The sequence below is a fragment of the Peribacillus sp. NPDC101480 genome, from assembly GCF_050277335.1.
GTDB lineage: Bacteria > Bacillota > Bacilli > Bacillales > DSM-1321 > Peribacillus.
In genome coordinates, this window is the sequence record NZ_JBNNSB010000004.1 from 357203 (window position 1) to 374470 (window position 17268).

Consider the following 17268-nt stretch of genomic DNA (forward strand, 5'->3'; position numbering starts at 1 on the left):
GAACAATAAAGGCAAAAGGGGGACGATGGAATGAGAAAGTTGATATTGGCTCTAACAGTGTTGATGGCAGCGTCGGGTTGTGGGAAGAAAATACCGGAACCTGAGAATTCAGGAGTAGCCATACAGAGTGTTTCTACACTTAAAGCTGCCACCACTGTATCGGGCATCCGAAATTCAGATGAGGACTTTCGGGTAAAAACTTTTGTAAAAGGCAACTCTGTCTATGTAGAGTGCTACTTGAAAAACTATGGTTTTTCTGAATCAAATCCAGAACAGTTGGCAACTGTGTCCGTATTTATTGATAATCAAAAGAAAGTCGATATGAAAACGGCAGCATTTATCTTAAAGGAAGTCCCGAATGGCAAGCATAAAATCAAGCTGGAGATTTTGAATGGTTCAGGTGAAAAAACAGGGCTGCAAAAAGAGATTGAGGTACATATCACTTCTTCGATTTAATCAAACCATTAGCATCTAACAGGGAGAAATGGTAAAATGGTTGTGGAGGTGAGCTTGTTAATGCTTGCTACTATGGAAATCATCGACATTTTACAACAGGCTGATGGATTAGCTGAAATGATCCTTCATTCTGAAATAGGGGAAGAATACCTCCTTAGTTTATATAAATTACAAAGCGACAAAGAGGCCCAGCGGAAAATTTCCAAGTTTACTTCGCTAAAGGATCTATTTGAAGATGTTCAAAGGTTCGGTAAATATCATCCGGATTATAAACGCATCAATTTAGAAACCAGGCAAGCTAAACGAGACATGGATATGCATCCTGCCGTTGCTGAGTTTAAGCGGGCTGAGACCGAATTGCAATCCGTTCTTGATGAAATAAGCGGAAGGATTGGCCGAGCTGTTTCTGAACAGGTCAAAACTCCAGCGGGGAATCCATTTTTTGTTTCATCCGGTGGATGTTCAACGGGAAGCTGCGGAACCGGCGGAAGCTGCGGATGCTCTGCTTAAGGTAATGGCCATATTGTGAACAATATTGAATGCAGCCATCGAAATTCGAAATTACTACGGAGTTCGGTGGCTGTGTCATGTAAGGAACCTTCGTCGAGACATTGTTCAATGAACCGATGAATGTATAAAGATTTTCTTGTTATTTATATTCCGGATACGTGACAAAGGGATTAACTGCGATATAAAATACAATCCGGACATAGGTTGCCGCAGCAAAACATCTTTTGCTGCGGCACATAAAAACGGTGCCGGAATACATATAAATGTTCTTCCTGCCGTACGAAAATGGTTTCACAATGAAGCTGCTTGCCACGCATTGAAAGGCTTGCGGCTTTTTTTATTAACAAAGAAAGCTTACTATTATTATTTTGAGCCGGATGATAATGGATATATAAAAATGGTATACCTGTGAACTTTTTTATCGAAGCTTGTGTAATTTCTTCATTATCTAATAGATGATCAATAAATTTATGCCAAATTTGGTTTAAATCCATCGTTTGTTAGGCTCCCTTCACAGTGTTTATATTCATAATAGTGAGAGAATTTCGTTTATAATCTTTTTTCTTGGTTGAAAGTAAAGATTCTGCTATGCTACACTTAGTTAAAACCTTTATAAAAGGGAGTTATTGATATGCTTGGAGCGAGACAGGGAATCATCGTCTATTTACATACATTAAAACAAGCCAAAATGCTTAGGAAATTTGGAAATATCCATTATGTTTCAAAAAAGTTGAAATATGTGGTGCTTTATACGAATATGGATGAAGTGGAGCCACTAGTGGAAAAGCTGAATAATTATTCGTTCGTTAAAAAAGTGGACCTTTCTTACAAGCCTTTTTTGAAGGTGGAGTTCGAAAACTCCAAACCGGATAAAGCGAAAGAATATGATTATAAAATGGGAATTTAAAAAAAGCTGACTCATGCGGAGTCAGCCTTTTTCATTTCAGGGCATCAACATTTCTCAACCTAATGGGGGCAGATATCTATTCATTCGCAAAATGCCGATTAAGTGTTGGTAGTACAACTCGATTTCTGCATAGAGCACCGAAGGTTTCACGTCGATTTCAATAATCGGTCTATCCAGTTCCTCCGCCAAGCTCTCAAAAAGCTCATAGCGTTTGTTTTTGGTGGCATGAGGGTTCGGTATACCTTCGCGGCAAATGTAAAGCGGCTGGAATTTCCCGGGATCCGTTGGGTGCATGACGATTACCAATGACGTTACCTTTTTATCATTTATAGTAGTATGCATGGCCAAAAGCCTTGCAACTCGATGTTTCTGATTGCGTCCTACTTCCAGCAACTCATATATATCGGAATATCCTTGTCCAATTTCAATAAAACGTTGAATCAATTAAACCTCTCCTAACTAACTTATTATTCATTACTTTATCATTATCCCTCATAAAAGAGAAGGACAACTTCATTGATGAAGCATGACAAAGACACTTAGATATCAGAGATTTAACAAAAAAAAGCCCTGCAAAAATATGCAGGGTCCTTCTATGTCTAACTAAGGACCAGAAGGCAAAGGGAGAGGAGAAACCGGAGGAAGAGCTTATGGGGAAACGTAAGCCTTCTCCGCGGTTGGCAACAACACCTAAAAAGGAATGTTGTTATTCACATTATTGCCAAAAACCACATTATTATTCAAAATGTAAAAGATTTATAAAAAGAATCCATGGTCCGAAATGATACTTTGATTTTCATCTTGGAAATGAAGCCAAATGGGTTTAAATATTGGCTAGCTTTTTCTAATATGTTAGGATAGGAAAGTAACAGAAATTTGTCATAAAATGTGGTGAGGATTATGAGGGTCGTTTCCGGAATTTGCAAAGGAAGACCACTTAAGGCTGTACCGGGTACAGGAACCCGGCCGACTACTGATAAAGTCAAGGAATCCATTTTCAATATGATTGGTCCTTATTTCGAAGGAGGGCTGGTCCTCGACTTGTTTGCCGGGAGCGGTGGACTGGGAATTGAAGCGTTAAGCAGAGGCATGGATAAAGCCATATTTGTCGACCGGGATTTTAAAGCAAATCAAACGGTTAAGGCCAATTTGGAACTATGCAAGTTTTCAGACCGTGCAGAAGTTTATAAAAATGATTCAGAGCGTGCACTGAAGGCTTTGGTGAAAAGGGAAATGACTTTTGAATTGATTTTTCTTGATCCACCTTATAAGAAACAAAAGCTAGTCGAGATTCTTGAAGAAATACATAAATACCGATTGCTGAACGATATGGGATACATTGTTTGTGAGCATGGCCATGATGTTACATTGCCAGAAAAAGTTGGTGACTTTACCGTTAAGAGAAAAGAAGTTTATGGCGTCATTGCCGTTACGATTTATCAATGGGGAAATGTACACGAACAGGGGGAACTATGAATGTCCAAAATAGCGATTTGTCCGGGGAGTTTTGATCCAATAACTTTTGGTCATCTTGATATCATTCAAAGGGGAGCGAATGTTTTTGATGAGGTATATGTGGTCATCGTGAACAATTCAGCGAAAAATTCACTTTTTACAGTGGAGGAGAGACTGGAATTGATTACTGAGGCGACTGCCCATATGCCGAATGTTAAAGTGGATTTCTATCAGGGATTGACGGTCGACTATGCTGAAAGCGTTTCCGCGAATGCCATTATCAGGGGATTGAGGGCGACTTCCGACTTTGAATATGAAATGCAGGGAACTTCGATGAACCGATTCCTAAACAATAAAATAGAGTCATTCTTTATCATGACGAAAAATCAATATTCTTTCTTGAGTTCAAGTATCGTGAAAGAGGTAGCGAAGTATGGCGGAGATATCTCCGAACTAGTGCCAAACGTCGTCCAGAAAGCCCTGGCCAAAAAGTACGAGGAACTGAAAGGATAGAAAAAAGAGCATTGCCTACGCGCAATGCTCTTTTTTTCGGTTTAAGAAAGGCCTTTGAATAGCCTTTTGGTAAATATGATGATGTATAGGATCAAGAACAAGAGTGTTAAAATGGGGCCGAAATCAAGCATGTTCTGATATAGGGAATTCACGTGTTCACCGGATCCGCTGACTGGGAATGCGTTTAACGGGCTGCCGCTGTACATATTGCCTTTATAGAATGGCTCCCAAAGCAAGATGGTAATAATGGATGCCAAAAGGCCATGTGCTATCCTAGCAAGAAAAAAGGGAGTGAAACGAATGTCTGTTGCGGCTATGATGCTGGCAACCTGCGCTTGAATGCTGAAACCGTTGAAAGCTAAGATGAAACTAGTCATCACAGTTTGCTGAAAGAGTGTCGCATCTTCGACCGTACTGGTTAATTTTGAACCAAGAGTCATTTCAAACATGCCTGATATGAAGGGGAGGCTTAAGGAATCCGGGAAATTAAAAATATGTAAAATTCCTCCGACCCACGATGCTAGCAATCCGGTAATGTTCATGTGAAATAAAAGCTTGTTCACCACCGAAAAGAGAATGATGAATCCCCCGATCATTAATAGGGTTTGGATGGATGAGAGTACCGCATCTCCAAGTAAACTGCCAAATGGTCTTGTTTCTTTTATTCTGGTTCGATGCATTTGGCTAAAAGCTTGTCTTATGGAGGGGAGCTTGGTCATTACTTTAGTATGCGATTTTTCTTCTTTCCAACGGTAAAAACGCATGATGATGCCTACACAAAAATTTCCTAGGTAGTGGGAAAGTGCAAGGATGATCCCTAAATGAGGATTGTGGAAAAACCCTACGGCAACGGCAACGAACAAGAACAATGGATTAGATGAATTAGTAAAACAAACGAGTCTTTCGGCTTCAATGCGGGTCAATTGTTCTTCCTGACGAAGCCTCACGGTGTATTTCGCTCCAGCTGGAAATCCTGATGCAAGTCCCATCGCCCAAACGAAACCGCCCACTCCTGGTACACGGAATAAGGGACGCATAAATGGTTCTAGCATGACACCAATGAACCTGACAACCCCAAAACTGATTAATAACTCCGAGAAAATCAAGAAAGGTAGAAGCGAAGGAAACACAATTGTCCACCAAATATTGAGTCCGCCTTTGGAAGCTTCAAAGGATTCTTGGGGGAAGATGATCAAGCCAACTGCCATCATCGTGACGGAGGTAGCTAACAGTACTGTTTTAGATTTTGATTTTAGCAAAATTCAGCCTCCTCTTGAAGGTTACTAAATAAGGGCAGTTCGTTTCGTATATAATAAAATATGAACTTCCTTTTCTCGAAAAGTAAGCGCATGATGAAATGTGGATTGTTCCGACATGTATAAATGAGGATGTTCCTCACAATGGAATTTCAATGAAACCCTGCACTTTATTTGCTGGCATAGTTTATATCTGCCATGCTTGTTTCACTGTCAATATAAATAATATGCTTCTATAAATCCGTTTAAGACCATAACTTTGAATGAGTGTTATTTCAATATTTTGAACTAGTTATAGCGGGAGGGATATCTTTGTCGAAACCAAAAGTCGGGCTTGCACTTGGGTCAGGAGGAGCTAGGGGGTTTGCACATATTGGCGTGATAAAGGTATTACAGCAAGAAGGCATTCCGATAGATATGATTGCTGGAAGCAGCATGGGAGCTATGGTTGCAGCCTTTTATGGAGCGGGTTCGGATATCGAGAGGCTGTATAAGTTGTCCCGTGCATTTAAGCGAAAGTATTATTTAGACTTCACCATACCTAAAATGGGCTTCATTTCGGGTAAACGGACAAAGGATTTAATCAGGGTATTTACATATGGCAAGAAATTTGAAGAACTTGATATTCCTGTGGCGGTCGTCGCCACTGATATAAAAACTGGGGAAAAAGTCATTTTTCAGGAAGGCCCAATCGCATCGGCTGTAAGGGCAAGCATTTCCATTCCCGGCATTTTCATTCCCGAAAAAATCGGAAACAGACTGCTTGTTGATGGCGGCGTTGTTGACAGGGTTCCTGTTTCAGTCGTGAAGGATATGGGAGCAGACATCATAATTGGTGTGGATGTAGCCCACGTGAAACAGGATATGGAGATAAACTCCATCTATGATGTCATCATGCAAAGCCTCGATATCCTGCAAATGGAACTTGTTAAAAGCAGGGAGTTTGCTTCAGACGTCATGATACGCCCCAGGGTTGAGAAATACAGCTCTAAATCATTTACAAACGTTCAGGAAATAATTAGTATTGGAGAAGAAGCTGCAAGAGGTAAGATAGATCAAATTAAGCAGTGTATTGTTACTTGGAAGGAGTCCTTTGAAGATGAGCCGTAAAATATATGTACGCACTTTCCTGGTGGTGGCTATACTTCTCATAGCATCAGCCCTTTATTCCCTACCTTTTTATGTATCAAAACCAGGAATGGCTAAAGAATTGGAGCCAATCATTGAGGTGTCCGGAGGAGATGAAGCAAAAGGAAGCTTTATGTTAACCACTGTAAGGATGGGCCGGGCGAATATATATTCCTACATGCTGGCGAAATGGAGCAAATATCAGGAGCTTTATCCGGAAACCTCCATTCGAAGCGAAGATGAAACAGATGAAGAATATAATATCAGGCAGCTGCACTTAATGGATGGTTCTAAAAATAATGCCATTCAGATCGCATATGAAAAAGCAGGGAAAGAAGTCGATTACGAGTACCTGGGTGTATATGTCTTGGACGTGCTAAAAGGAATGCCGGCAGCTAAAGAACTGAAAGCGGGCGATCAAATCATACAGGTCGATGACGTTAAATTCAAGTCTGCACAGGAATTCATGGACTACATTAACGGAAAAAAGGCTGGAGATGAAGTGAAAATAGTGTATAAGCGGGAAGAGACGGAGAAAACGGCCGTTCTTTCATTGCAGCCTTTTAAAAATGACCCAAATAGGGTCGGAATAGGCATTTCGCTGGATGACAATCGAAAAGTGATCACAAAACCGGCGATTGCCATAGATTCAGAACAAATAGGCGGTCCTTCGGCTGGTTTAATGTTTTCATTGGAGATTTATAATCAATTAACAAAAGGCGATCTTACAAGTGGCTATGACATAGCGGGTACGGGAACGATGTCTGATGATGGGACAGTCGGTCCAATTGGCGGAATTCAACAGAAAATAGTTGCAGCCGATAAATCTGGAGCGGAAATATTCTTTGCCCCAAATGAAAACGGAGCAGCAGGTTCGAATTATGAAGATGCACTCATTGCAGCAAAGGATATCGACACGGATATGAAGATCGTACCGGTTGACAACTTTGATGATGCAATAGCCTATTTAACGAAGCTGAAAGGAAAGGAAAAATGAAAAAAGCGCAGGCAGTCAACTACTGTTTGCGCTTTTTTTTTACTATTAAGGATGGAAGGGCCAAGCTTAAACCTTTCTTCATTTGAAAATGATGGGGGATTCATATTCCCGTTTCATCAAGGCAGCCTGATACGGTTCGGACAAGCCAAGTGCATACACCTGTGCCGCTCGCAAGTCCGTATCGATGTCCTGCTTCTGATAGGACGAAAGTTTAGAGATGAGCGGGAGGGGTAAGCCTTTTTTTACATTGCGAAGGTATTCTTGTCCCCGGCCATTCATGCCAAGAAGTCTGATATAGGCTGGTTGTTCATTGTGAATCATCTGTTCTTTTAATGTATGGGTCAGTATGTGGACGCACATCCGCTGTAGTCGTGTCCATGTGTAGCGTTTTGTCTTCAGATCTGCCATGAATCCAGAAAAGCTCGAAGATTGTTTGGCCATCTCCTTTATTCGGTGTTCTATGCCTTCCTCGATTTCGTATATCCCTGCCAATTCGATTAAAGAGGAAGAAAGGATTCGGTATTTCAAAAGGGGCCAATACATTTCCCAGTCATGCAAGGCTTGGTAGCGCGTTAAATATTGCTCAAGACCATTCATTGTCGGCTGAGGAATATAACTGGAAACAGGATTTAATTCCCTGTGTTCATGAATGGCTTTACGTATCCCCGTTGCGCTGGCAATAGGGTCTTTGGACAACTTTGTTTCATGGTATCCGGCAGCGACCCTTTGAATCGTATAAGGGCGAATGGAGTAGCCATTTGATAGGGCAGCACTTACATATTCCTTTCCAAGAATATTATTTGGCTTCGTCAAATCCAATGCCGCCTCATCATTGATGATCGAACGATAAGCCTGGGCAGCACTGGCCGGATAACTATTACCGGCATCCATAGCCGATTTAATTGCAGTATTGAATTCATCGGAATTATCCGAAAGAATTCTGTGTGCGGTGATGAATGGTTCAATTCGGCCATCTTCGCTTCCGAAGCAAAAGGAGTCACAGCCAAGGGATTCCAAAAGGGAAATAGATCCTTTTGCAAATATCTCCGCCTTCTGTGTCGCGAAAGCATAGGGAAGTTCAATGACAAGATCTATGCCGCCATTCAAGGCCATTTCGGCACGGGTCCACTTGCTGACGATAGCGGGCTCGCCGCGCTGTAAAAAGGGCCCGCTCATGACAGCCACCACTACATCTGCCCCTGTTTTTTCTCTACTTTCTCTTGCATGTAAAACATGTCCATTATGAAAAGGGTTATATTCGACTACTAAACCGCAAGCTTTCATTTGATCACCTCAGAGAAAAACTTTGTATTTTATCAACTTAGTGCTAAAATAGTATTTCAAGTAAAATAACTATAAGTATTCGTCCGGATTTTTTTGTTTGTAATGATTCTTAAACCTAGACAATCAGTTAGGATGACTACATTATAGTGTAAAGAAAAAATATTGACAAACTTATAATTGAAAGCTATAATTATTTTTGTTGCCTTGAGGTGATTTCAATTGAAATGGACGATTAGTCAACTTCAAAAAATTCGGGACAAAGATTTACGGTTTGATGAACTGGTGGATGTCTTGGACATTAGAGAAAGAGACCCGCAAATTCGCGATGTTTCTCCGATCAGAGTAGCAGGAAGAGCTGATATCAGCTCGACCGAGATTACTTTTCACTTGCATCTTTCAGGTGAATTAACATTACCTTGCTCCCGTACACTGGTAGACGTTAAATATCCGATTGATATTGATACAAAGGAAACCTTTCTTTTAAAGGCAGATGGCGCCGATTTCTACGGAGACGATGTCACTGTTGTGGAAGGTGACGTTGTAGACTTAATACCGGTAATTAAAGAAAATTTATTGCTAGAAATTCCGATGCAGGTTTTTTGTGAGGATGTCGATTCGAATGAAGCTGCTCCTCAATCCGGCAAAGACTGGGCTGTTATTTCTGAAGAGGAAAATGAGCATAAGGTTGATCCGAGATTTGCAAAGCTTGCCGACTTTTTTGACAACAATAAAGAATCTTGATTGGAACGAAAAATCGTTAATCCGATTTTTCCAGCTTTTTTATATTTTTTAAGGAGGTGGGAATAATGGCTGTACCTTTTAGAAGAACGTCGAAAACTGTAAAAAGAAAACGTCGTACACACTTCAAGCTTCAAGTACCTGGTATGGTAGAATGCCCGAGCTGTGGTGGAATGACTCTTTCACATCACGTTTGTAAAGAATGTGGAACATATAAAGGAAAAGAAGTTGTCGCAAAATAATTTCTTGACCTACTTGAGAGCTTTGCTTTCTTGATGCAACACACTAATCAAAGCGCAGGGATTTTTCTCTGTGCTTTTTTTACAAATATATTTGGCAGAATATTTTGAATCATCTATGTTTGCCGATGGTTTCGGAGATGGTGTTTACGTGGATCAAGTAATTAATGTTGAAAAGGATGAACGCGGTTTCATGAAGCTCCTGTTTAATAGACCGGAGAAAAGGAACGCCGTGAATTATCAATTGATGGACGAACTCGAGTCGATATTGTCAGAAGCTGCATGCGATGATGAAGTTAAGTTGTTGGTCCTGACAGGGGCGGGCTCCGAGGCATTCTGTTCAGGCGGGGATCTAAGGGAATTTCAGGATTTGCGTACAGAAGAAGAGGCCTTTGCTATGCTATCGAAAATGGGTGAAATTCTGTATAAACTAGCAGTTTTCCCAAAACCAACAATAGCGCTCATCAATGGAAGTGCTTTAGGCGGTGGATGCGAAATTGCGACAGCTTGTGATTTCAGATTAGCAAAGAGGGAAGTTAAGCTGGGGTTTGTACAAGGTACTCTGGGAATAACGACAGGCTGGGGCGGAGCTTCACTTTTACTTGAAAAAATATCAGGGCAAAAAGCGCTAAAGCTATTATTGGATGCGAAAATACATAAAGCCGAGGAAGCAAAGGAATTGGGTTTCGTAGATGAGATAGTCGGAGAAGGTGCGGATGGATGGGAAAGGTTCGCAGAAGATTTTCTTCGCCATGAGACAGGGGTATTGATGGCCTATAAGCGATTGCTGGTCCATAAATGGCAGGGTAGCGGGCTTAGAGGAAGAATGGATGCGGAAATCCGGGAATGTTCTAAACTGTGGGCGAGTGATGAGCATCACGCTGCAGTCGATCGTTTTTTAAATAAGAAAAAATAAATATTACACGCTCTATATATCTTCTATCTTCCCTAGCATGTGCATATTATGAATTAAAACTTGCTAAGGAGGTAGAGAGATGACGATTGCGAGACAAGATGCATGGACTCATGATGAGGATCTGTTGTTGGCTGAAGTGGTGCTAAGGCATATACGAGAAGGCAGTACACAATTAAAGGCGTTTGAAGAAGTGGGGAAACAGCTATCGAGAACATCTGCTGCTTGTGGGTTCCGTTGGAACTCATTTGTAAGGAAGCAATATAAATCAGGGATAGAGCTGGCGAAAAAACAAAGGAAAGAACAGGTGGTCAATAATCCTGAAATGGAAAGGGATTCGGTTGCGGCGGTGGAAAATGTCACGATTGAAGAAAAGCCCCCCCGGCATGAAGATAAAGAATCTATCACCCTTCAGGAAGTTATATTATATTTAACCAAAATGGATGAATTCTTTCAGGTTGATAATAAGGAAAAAGAACGGATTTCTGAGCGGTCCCTATTTCTTGAACAGGAAAATGTCCGATTGCTGGAAGAGAATGCTTTGCTTCAAGAAAACCTGAAAGCTGTTGAGGAAGATTATCGTGCGTTAATGCAGATCATGGAGCGTGCAAGAAAGCTTAGTGTACAAGAGGACGAAAAGACGAATCCGAAGGTAAGTTTCCAAATGGATAAGAATGGTAATTTGGAAAGGGTCAATAAATGAAAAATGCGGGTGGGAAAATCCGCCCGCATTTTTCTTGGTATTCCTATTCCTGCGTATCTATTTCTTTTTTATCTTGTATGTCAAATGGGCTCCAAATCAGCGGGTTTTCTCCAAGGTCCCTGTCCAAATCATAGGAAACAGCAGAAAAGCCCATCTTTTTCCAAAAGTCTTGTGAATGAACTCTTGGGTTGGTTTTGATAGGCATGTTCAGGCTTTTGGCGAATTCAACCAAAGCTCTTCCATAACCTTTTTTCTGATAGTTAGGCAGGACTTCAAGTTTCCAGAGAACAAGGAAGTCCCTAGAATTGTCAAAGTACCGGTCAAATTTAGCGCTTCTTTTATACAGGCTCATGCGGGCTACAAGTTTGTCGCCATAAAAGATTCCGTAAAAAGGTGATTGGCTGTCATTTTCAATGATGTTAGCCTCTAAATCATCGAGCATGGACAGTTCCTGTATCCCGTATTCTTTGAATTTTTTGAATTCCTCAAGCGTTTTAAAATTTACAAGTAATCGTTCAACCTTGTATTCCATAAAAAAGCTCCCCCTTAATTCTGATAAACCTCTTCCGATAGTACCCTTTGAAAGTCATCCCACTGACCTTTACCATGTGGAATTCCAGCTTAGGTTATATCTAGTATGACATCATCGATTTATCCTAGCTGATTAAATGCTTATAGCCTTTTATCCCCCGCCCTTTTCCCTTCAAAATTCGTGGGTAGAGATTGGAGTTATCTTTTGTTCCTATAAAGTCTTCAAAATGGCTAAGCTTTTCGTATCTAATATACCATTAAATTAACGCTTAAAGAAGAGAATATATCTTCAATGGCTTATTAATAATTCTTTCCATTGATATTTTATGGCGAGCCTTGTTGATGGCAGGTAAACTCCATGCAATCAGGTTGACGGCGTTTCCAAAGTTGTTGATGTGAAATTGATGCAGGATAAAAAAGATAATGTGATAAAATAGTTAATATATTTCAAAAAGTAAGGAAGGGTATTATGAGAATTGGAATCATTGGGGGAGGGGCCATCGGGCTGCTGTTTGCGTCTCATTTAAGTGAGAAACATAGTGTGACTCTCTATACTCATACTGCGGATCAGGCGTCCATCATCCAACGTGATGGAATCCGCCTTATTGCGGGTGGTGAAAGCCGGCTGCTGACAAGCATCATTTCTATGGGGCTGGATGAAGGGATATCGGATGTGGATTTTCTTATATTGGCCGTCAAGCAATATCACCTGCCGCAAATATTGCCTAGAATCAAAGGTATTCAGGTTCCATTGCTATTCTTGCAGAATGGTTATGGCCATATTTCTTATTTAAAGCAGCTTCAATCCCCGAGCATATATGTGGGGGTAGTGGAGCATGGGGCATTGAAACATGACGGGAATACCGTCGAGCATACAGGGCTCGGCATAACAAGGGTCGCTTCCTTTAAAGGGGAACTTGAGCAACTATCGTTAGTGGATGAAAGGATCGATCATTTTCCTTTTACGAAGAGTGAGGATTTTCACTCGATGCTGATGGATAAGCTTGTCGTCAATGCAGTGATAAATCCATTAACAGCGATACTTGGCGTGGAAAATGGAGGTTTGATCACCAATCCTTTTTATTACCAATTGTTTCAAGACCTTTTTGAAGAAGTCTCCGGTATTTTGGAAGTTCAAAATAAGGATGAGTCATTCGGAAATTTGAGGTCCGTTTGTATGGCAACAGCTGGAAATCGATCATCGATGCTAAAAGATTTGGAAAATGGCCGTCAAACGGAAATTGATGCCATTTTGGGTCATATCCTCTCGGAGGCAAAGAGCAAAGGGAAAAGTTATTGCCTGACGTCTTCTCTATATAAGATGGTCAAAGGAAAAGAGTCTCAGGGGGGATGAGGATGTGCCGTACGTAGTTTCAAATCTTGCCGCGATATTTATTACCTTGCCTTTCGCAGGGTATATACTTTTTTTTATTAGTGCCAAACAATTCACTGGGAACCATAGGCGCTCCGTTCAATTTGCAATGGACATGAGTACGCTGCTGTTCGTATTATCCGTCCATTATTTGATCATTACGATTTGGGATAAGCAAATTCTTTGGGTGATCATGCTCATCATGATCGTTAACGCATTCTTGGTGGTCCTTGTCCATTACAAGGTAAAAGAAGAAATCGTTTTCCATAAGGTATTAAAGGGTTTTTGGAGAGTGAACTTCGCCTTCTTTTTTGTGGCTTACCTTCTATTATTTTCCATTGGTATAATAACAAGTATTACGAAGATATTGACTACATAACATAGAACATCGCATCAATTTTCTGCTGCTGGGCAACTTCTTTTGTTTTCTTAAACCGGAATGTTATACTCTAAAAAGAATTGTAGTTGCAGAGAAAGGGAGAACAGAAATGGAGATGAAAGATCTCGCGTTACCATCTTTAAACCGTTTTGCATCGGACTATTTACAAAACCGTCTTGAAACGGAGGATTATTTTCACTATGACTTAGCAAAGCCTGACATTTATCACAATAGATATAGTGAATTGATGAACCGCTCTTTTTCACGTGATGAATTGTCGGATTACATACAACAATACATGTCTCGTCTTTCATTCAGTGAGGCAGTTAATGGGAATATTGAAAGGTTGCGCAGGGATGATTCCGTGGTTGTGATTGGAGGACAGCAGGCTGGGTTATTATCAGGGCCGCTGTATACCATTCATAAAGTGATTTCGATCATTAAGCTTGCTGAAGAACAGGAAAAAGAATTGGGGCAGCCAGTCATTCCAGTTTTTTGGATAGCTGGAGAAGATCATGATTTAGCTGAAGTCAATCATGTTTATGTCATGAAAAATGGTAAACCCGATAAAAAATCCTATCCTTCCTATCAACCGTATAAAACAATGGTTTCTGACGTGGAGCTGGAAACGGAAAAGGCAGAGAAATGGCTTGAGGAAATCATTGAAACATATGGAGAAACGGCCTTTACGAATAAACTCCTGATTGATATGAAGGAAACCATTAAGCAATCGAATACCTTCGTCGAATTCTTCGCCAGGCTGATTCATGAATGGTTCAAAGAATATGGACTTTTACTAGTCGATGCCGGAGATCCGGAATTAAGGCGAATTGAGAAGGCATATTTTGAATCGATGGTCAATGAAAGTGGACGGATTGCTGAAATGGTCGGGGAACAGCAATCATTCATGCATGCGAAAGGGTATGCAAAAATGATTGAAATGGATAAACAGGCTGCTAATTTATTTTATTATGATCCAGAAAAAAAAGATCGATGTTTACTCGAGCGTGTAGAAGGCGGTTTCAGCGGAAAAAACGGTGAGGTATCATTTACCGAGCTGGAACTCTTGCAGATAGCCAAAAACCATCCGGAACGATTAAGCAACAATGTCATTACACGCCCGCTTATGCAGGAAATGCTTTTCCCTGTATTGGCTTTCGTTTCGGGGCCAGGGGAAATAGCTTATTGGGCCGAATTGAAAAAGGTATTTGAGTTGTTTTCCATGAAGATGCCGCTAATCATTCCTAGGTTAAACATCACGCTGGTGGAGCGCAGTATCCATAGCGATCTTGAAGAAATGGAACTCAGTTTGGAAACTGTTCTGACTGAAGGAACCGCTAATGCGGTGAAAAGTTACCTTGATTCCGTAAAGGATGAGACGATTGACAATCTGTTTGGGACGCTGAAATCGCAGCTTGAAGAGAACCATGAAAAGCTATTTGTCCATGCTGTCTCTTTAGATAGAGGACTTGAGCCGATGTTGAACAAAAACATCGAATTCATCCAAAAGCAATTGAATTTCATGTATGGCAAAATCGGTGACCGTACAAAGGAACGGCATTCGGTCATATTGAAGAAATATGAACGGATAGCAAATTCACTTTACCCTCTTGAATCACCCCAGGAGCGGATTTGGAATGTGTTTTATTACTTGAATCAATATGGACCAGAGTTCGTTCGGGATATGATGAAACTGGAATACCGGTTCAATAATCAGCATAAATTGATTTTCATTTAGAAAATCATCCGTTTTGGGGAAAAGTGGCGGACTAATCATTTTTTTAATGGGTTGCGACTTACCAATCCTGACGGAGGGATTAAAAAGTAAAAAAAAAAGACAGGTGCTAAAGCCTGTCTTTTTTTTGTTTCCTGGGCACTTGTCCGGTAGTCCTTCGACAGTAATAGAGGGTCTGCGTCTTAGTCTGAGTCCATTCGAGGGAAACGCGCGGTTCTTTGAATAATTTGCCTAAATAAACTTAAGAAGAAAAGAAGGGAATTTTTACTTGGAAGGAGAAAGTAAAAACAAGTGGAGAAAGGTGGGGGAATGTGGTACATTGAGATTAGAATGTGGGGGTAGTGGGTATGTTCATGGGAGAGTACCATCATAACATCGATATTAAGGGCCGTTTGATAGTCCCGGTGAAATTCAGGGAAAATCTCGGGGAGCAATTTGTTCTTACCCGCGGACTCGATCAATGTTTATTTGGTTATCCTATGGAAGAGTGGAAGCTGCTTGAAGAAAAGCTGAAAGCCCTGCCCTTAACAAAAAAAGATGCCCGAGCCTTTACCCGTTTTTTCTTTTCTGCAGCTACAGAATGCGAAATTGATAAACAAGGGCGAATTAATATCCCCACGCCGCTTACTTCATATGGCCAATTGGAAAAAGAATGTGTAATTCTTGGTGTTACCAATCGTATTGAGATTTGGAGCAAATCCCTTTGGGAAAACTATTTTTCAGCTTCGGAGGATTCTTTCGCTGAGATAGCAGAAAATATGATTGGCTTTGATATTTAAGGCTGCCCTCAGAAATAGAGTCACTCAATAACCGATTGGAAGGATGTCTAGCATGTTTCAACATACAACAGTGTTATTAAAAGAGACGGTTGATGGATTGAACATCAAACCTGATGGAATTTATGTGGATTGTACTTTAGGAGGAGCCGGTCACAGCGAATACTTGCTTTCACAGCTCTCTGATAAAGGCAGGCTTTATGCTTTTGATCAGGACGAAACGGCAATTCGGAATGCTAAGGAAAAATTGGAAAGCTATGGCGAACGTATTGTTCTTGTTCCTAATAATTTTAAATACTTAAAAGAAGAGTTGAATGCCCGGGGAATCGAGAAAGTGGACGGGATCCTTTATGATTTAGGCGTGTCATCCCCACAATTGGATACACCAGAGCGTGGTTTCAGCTATAACCATGATGCACCCTTGGATATGAGGATGGACCAAAGTGCTGCCATTTCTGCCTATGATGTCGTGAATACTTGGTCATTCCATGATTTGCTGAGAATTTTCTTCCAATATGGAGAAGAAAAGTTTTCGAAACAAATTGCCAGGAAAATTGAAGCGGCACGTGAAATAAAGCCGATTGAAACGACGTTCGAGCTTGTGGAGTTAATAAAGGATGGGATACCGGCACCGGCCAGACGTAAAGGCGGACACCCTGCGAAACGAGTGTTCCAAGCAATAAGGATCGCTGTGAATGACGAACTTGGTGTCTTTGAAGATTCCTTGGAGCAGGCCATATCGCTTTTGGATAAAGAGGGAAGAATATCTGTCATTACATTTCATTCTCTTGAAGATAGAATTTGTAAAACGGTATTTAAAAAGGCCAGTAGCATTCCTGACCTTCCGCCTGGACTTCCAGTTATCCCGGATGAATTCAAGCCAACCATGAAAATAATTACGAGAAAACCGATTTTACCTTCGGAAGAAGAATTGGAAGGGAATAATCGTTCCCGGTCGGCCAAGCTAAGAATCGCCGAAAAGCAATAATTACAGAAAAAAACAGTAAGGGGGAACATGAATGAGTTCCATAGCCAAAAAAATACAAGAACAGCAATATGAAGACCAACAGCAGCAACAGACACATCAAACGGTGGTCATCCGTAAAGCGAAGATATCCATTGGTGAAGTTTTCTTACTATGTGCCCTTGCTATAATGGTTACCTTCATGGGAGTGAAAATTGTCTCAAATCAAGCGGCCATCTATGAAACGAATAAAGAGATCCAGCTAGTGGAAACGTCGATTGAAGAACAGGGTAAAGTGAATGATGATTTGAAAGTGCAGGTTGCTGAACTTAGTACATACGAAAGAATTTGGAAAAAAGCTGCAGCGCTAGGGTTCAAGTTAAATGAGAATAATGTGAAGGGTGTGCAGTGA

At 40.9% G+C, this 17268-nt stretch carries 22 protein-coding genes; 17 read left to right on the forward strand and 5 right to left on the reverse strand.

Annotated elements, in window-relative coordinates; translation table 11 throughout:
• Window positions 1–30 precede the first annotated feature (30 nt).
• The gene (locus tag ACQKMF_RS16055; RefSeq protein ID WP_101224563.1) at window positions 31–456 is read left to right on the forward strand and encodes a hypothetical protein; all 426 of its coding nucleotides are present in this window, start codon (window positions 31–33) and stop codon (window positions 454–456) included.
• Window positions 457–516: 60 nt separating this feature from the next.
• Window positions 517–966, forward strand: a complete 450-nt coding sequence (locus ACQKMF_RS16060) for a YlbF family regulator (RefSeq protein ID WP_063232132.1) — start codon at window positions 517–519, stop codon at window positions 964–966.
• Window positions 967–1136: 170 nt separating this feature from the next.
• On the opposite strand, the gene ACQKMF_RS16065 is transcribed toward ACQKMF_RS16060, so the two are convergent.
• Complete coding sequence (locus tag ACQKMF_RS16065) at window positions 1137–1460, reverse strand: hypothetical protein (RefSeq protein ID WP_402941716.1); 324 nt, start codon at window positions 1458–1460, stop codon at window positions 1137–1139.
• A gap of 137 nt (window positions 1461–1597) precedes the next feature.
• On the opposite strand from ACQKMF_RS16065, the gene ACQKMF_RS16070 reads away from it, so the two are divergent.
• Window positions 1598–1873: a YlbG family protein gene (locus ACQKMF_RS16070; RefSeq protein ID WP_048684554.1), complete on the forward strand. Its 276-nt coding sequence runs from the start codon at window positions 1598–1600 to the stop codon at window positions 1871–1873.
• 54 nt (window positions 1874–1927) lie between these two features.
• On the opposite strand, the gene ACQKMF_RS16075 is transcribed toward ACQKMF_RS16070, so the two are convergent.
• Window positions 1928–2317 carry a DUF7147 family protein gene (locus tag ACQKMF_RS16075; RefSeq protein ID WP_427574027.1) on the reverse strand — a complete coding sequence of 130 codons (390 nt, stop codon included), beginning with the start codon at window positions 2315–2317 and terminating at the stop codon, window positions 1928–1930.
• Between the two features lie 456 nt (window positions 2318–2773).
• Here ACQKMF_RS16075 and rsmD point away from each other — a divergent pair, with 456 nt between their 5' ends.
• The gene (rsmD, locus tag ACQKMF_RS16080; protein ID WP_034313946.1) at window positions 2774–3349 is read left to right on the forward strand and encodes a 16S rRNA (guanine(966)-N(2))-methyltransferase RsmD; all 576 of its coding nucleotides are present in this window, start codon (window positions 2774–2776) and stop codon (window positions 3347–3349) included.
• The gene (gene coaD / locus ACQKMF_RS16085; protein ID WP_098865200.1) at window positions 3350–3841 is read left to right on the forward strand and encodes a pantetheine-phosphate adenylyltransferase; all 492 of its coding nucleotides are present in this window, start codon (window positions 3350–3352) and stop codon (window positions 3839–3841) included.
• A 41-nt stretch (window positions 3842–3882) separates the two neighbouring features.
• Here coaD and ylbJ read toward each other — a convergent pair whose 3' ends face one another.
• On the reverse strand, window positions 3883–5100 hold the full coding sequence (ylbJ, locus tag ACQKMF_RS16090) for a sporulation integral membrane protein YlbJ (protein WP_101224566.1): 1218 nt from the start codon (window positions 5098–5100) through the stop codon (window positions 3883–3885).
• 309 nt (window positions 5101–5409) lie between these two features.
• Between ylbJ and ACQKMF_RS16095 the strand changes: the two genes are divergently transcribed.
• Both ACQKMF_RS16095 and ACQKMF_RS16100 read left to right on the forward strand, forming a co-directional pair.
• Window positions 5410–6207 carry a patatin-like phospholipase family protein gene (locus ACQKMF_RS16095; RefSeq protein WP_427574030.1) on the forward strand — a complete coding sequence of 266 codons (798 nt, stop codon included), beginning with the start codon at window positions 5410–5412 and terminating at the stop codon, window positions 6205–6207.
• Window positions 6197–7222 (forward strand): SepM family pheromone-processing serine protease, encoded by a 1026-nt coding sequence (locus ACQKMF_RS16100; protein ID WP_230177563.1) that lies wholly within the window; start codon window positions 6197–6199, stop codon window positions 7220–7222. Before ACQKMF_RS16095 ends, ACQKMF_RS16100 begins: the two co-directional genes overlap by 11 nt.
• A gap of 78 nt (window positions 7223–7300) precedes the next feature.
• On the opposite strand, the gene ACQKMF_RS16105 is transcribed toward ACQKMF_RS16100, so the two are convergent.
• Window positions 7301–8506 (reverse strand): nucleotidyltransferase, encoded by a 1206-nt coding sequence (locus tag ACQKMF_RS16105; protein WP_427574033.1) that lies wholly within the window; start codon window positions 8504–8506, stop codon window positions 7301–7303.
• A gap of 219 nt (window positions 8507–8725) precedes the next feature.
• On the opposite strand from ACQKMF_RS16105, the gene ACQKMF_RS16110 reads away from it, so the two are divergent.
• From ACQKMF_RS16110 to ACQKMF_RS16125, 4 genes are all read left to right on the forward strand, one after another.
• Window positions 8726–9247, forward strand: a complete 522-nt coding sequence (locus ACQKMF_RS16110) for a YceD family protein (protein ID WP_098371093.1) — start codon at window positions 8726–8728, stop codon at window positions 9245–9247.
• A gap of 65 nt (window positions 9248–9312) precedes the next feature.
• On the forward strand, window positions 9313–9486 hold the full coding sequence (gene rpmF, locus ACQKMF_RS16115) for a 50S ribosomal protein L32 (RefSeq protein ID WP_034313929.1): 174 nt from the start codon (window positions 9313–9315) through the stop codon (window positions 9484–9486).
• Between the two features lie 70 nt (window positions 9487–9556).
• Window positions 9557–10399 (forward strand): enoyl-CoA hydratase/isomerase family protein, encoded by an 843-nt coding sequence (locus ACQKMF_RS16120; protein WP_230177560.1) that lies wholly within the window; start codon window positions 9557–9559, stop codon window positions 10397–10399.
• A 79-nt stretch (window positions 10400–10478) separates the two neighbouring features.
• Window positions 10479–11099: an RsfA family transcriptional regulator gene (locus ACQKMF_RS16125; RefSeq protein WP_230177558.1), complete on the forward strand. Its 621-nt coding sequence runs from the start codon at window positions 10479–10481 to the stop codon at window positions 11097–11099.
• Window positions 11100–11142: 43 nt separating this feature from the next.
• Here the strand turns inward: ACQKMF_RS16125 and ACQKMF_RS16130 are convergent, their stop codons facing one another.
• Window positions 11143–11631: an N-acetyltransferase gene (locus ACQKMF_RS16130; RefSeq protein WP_101224571.1), complete on the reverse strand. Its 489-nt coding sequence runs from the start codon at window positions 11629–11631 to the stop codon at window positions 11143–11145.
• A gap of 468 nt (window positions 11632–12099) precedes the next feature.
• Here ACQKMF_RS16130 and ACQKMF_RS16135 point away from each other — a divergent pair, with 468 nt between their 5' ends.
• The 6 genes from ACQKMF_RS16135 (at window position 12100) to ftsL (ending at window position 17268) form a co-directional block, all read left to right on the forward strand.
• On the forward strand, window positions 12100–12984 hold the full coding sequence (locus ACQKMF_RS16135) for a 2-dehydropantoate 2-reductase (protein WP_427574037.1): 885 nt from the start codon (window positions 12100–12102) through the stop codon (window positions 12982–12984).
• A gap of 4 nt (window positions 12985–12988) precedes the next feature.
• Window positions 12989–13381, forward strand: a complete 393-nt coding sequence (locus ACQKMF_RS16140; protein ID WP_402941728.1) for a DUF3397 domain-containing protein — start codon at window positions 12989–12991, stop codon at window positions 13379–13381.
• 109 nt (window positions 13382–13490) lie between these two features.
• Window positions 13491–15119: a bacillithiol biosynthesis cysteine-adding enzyme BshC gene (gene bshC / locus ACQKMF_RS16145; protein ID WP_427574039.1), complete on the forward strand. Its 1629-nt coding sequence runs from the start codon at window positions 13491–13493 to the stop codon at window positions 15117–15119.
• A 344-nt stretch (window positions 15120–15463) separates the two neighbouring features.
• The gene (mraZ, locus tag ACQKMF_RS16150) at window positions 15464–15895 is read left to right on the forward strand and encodes a division/cell wall cluster transcriptional repressor MraZ (RefSeq protein WP_034313914.1); all 432 of its coding nucleotides are present in this window, start codon (window positions 15464–15466) and stop codon (window positions 15893–15895) included.
• 52 nt (window positions 15896–15947) lie between these two features.
• The gene (rsmH, locus tag ACQKMF_RS16155) at window positions 15948–16880 is read left to right on the forward strand and encodes a 16S rRNA (cytosine(1402)-N(4))-methyltransferase RsmH (protein ID WP_101224575.1); all 933 of its coding nucleotides are present in this window, start codon (window positions 15948–15950) and stop codon (window positions 16878–16880) included.
• A gap of 31 nt (window positions 16881–16911) precedes the next feature.
• The gene (gene ftsL, locus ACQKMF_RS16160) at window positions 16912–17268 is read left to right on the forward strand and encodes a cell division protein FtsL (protein ID WP_101224576.1); all 357 of its coding nucleotides are present in this window, start codon (window positions 16912–16914) and stop codon (window positions 17266–17268) included.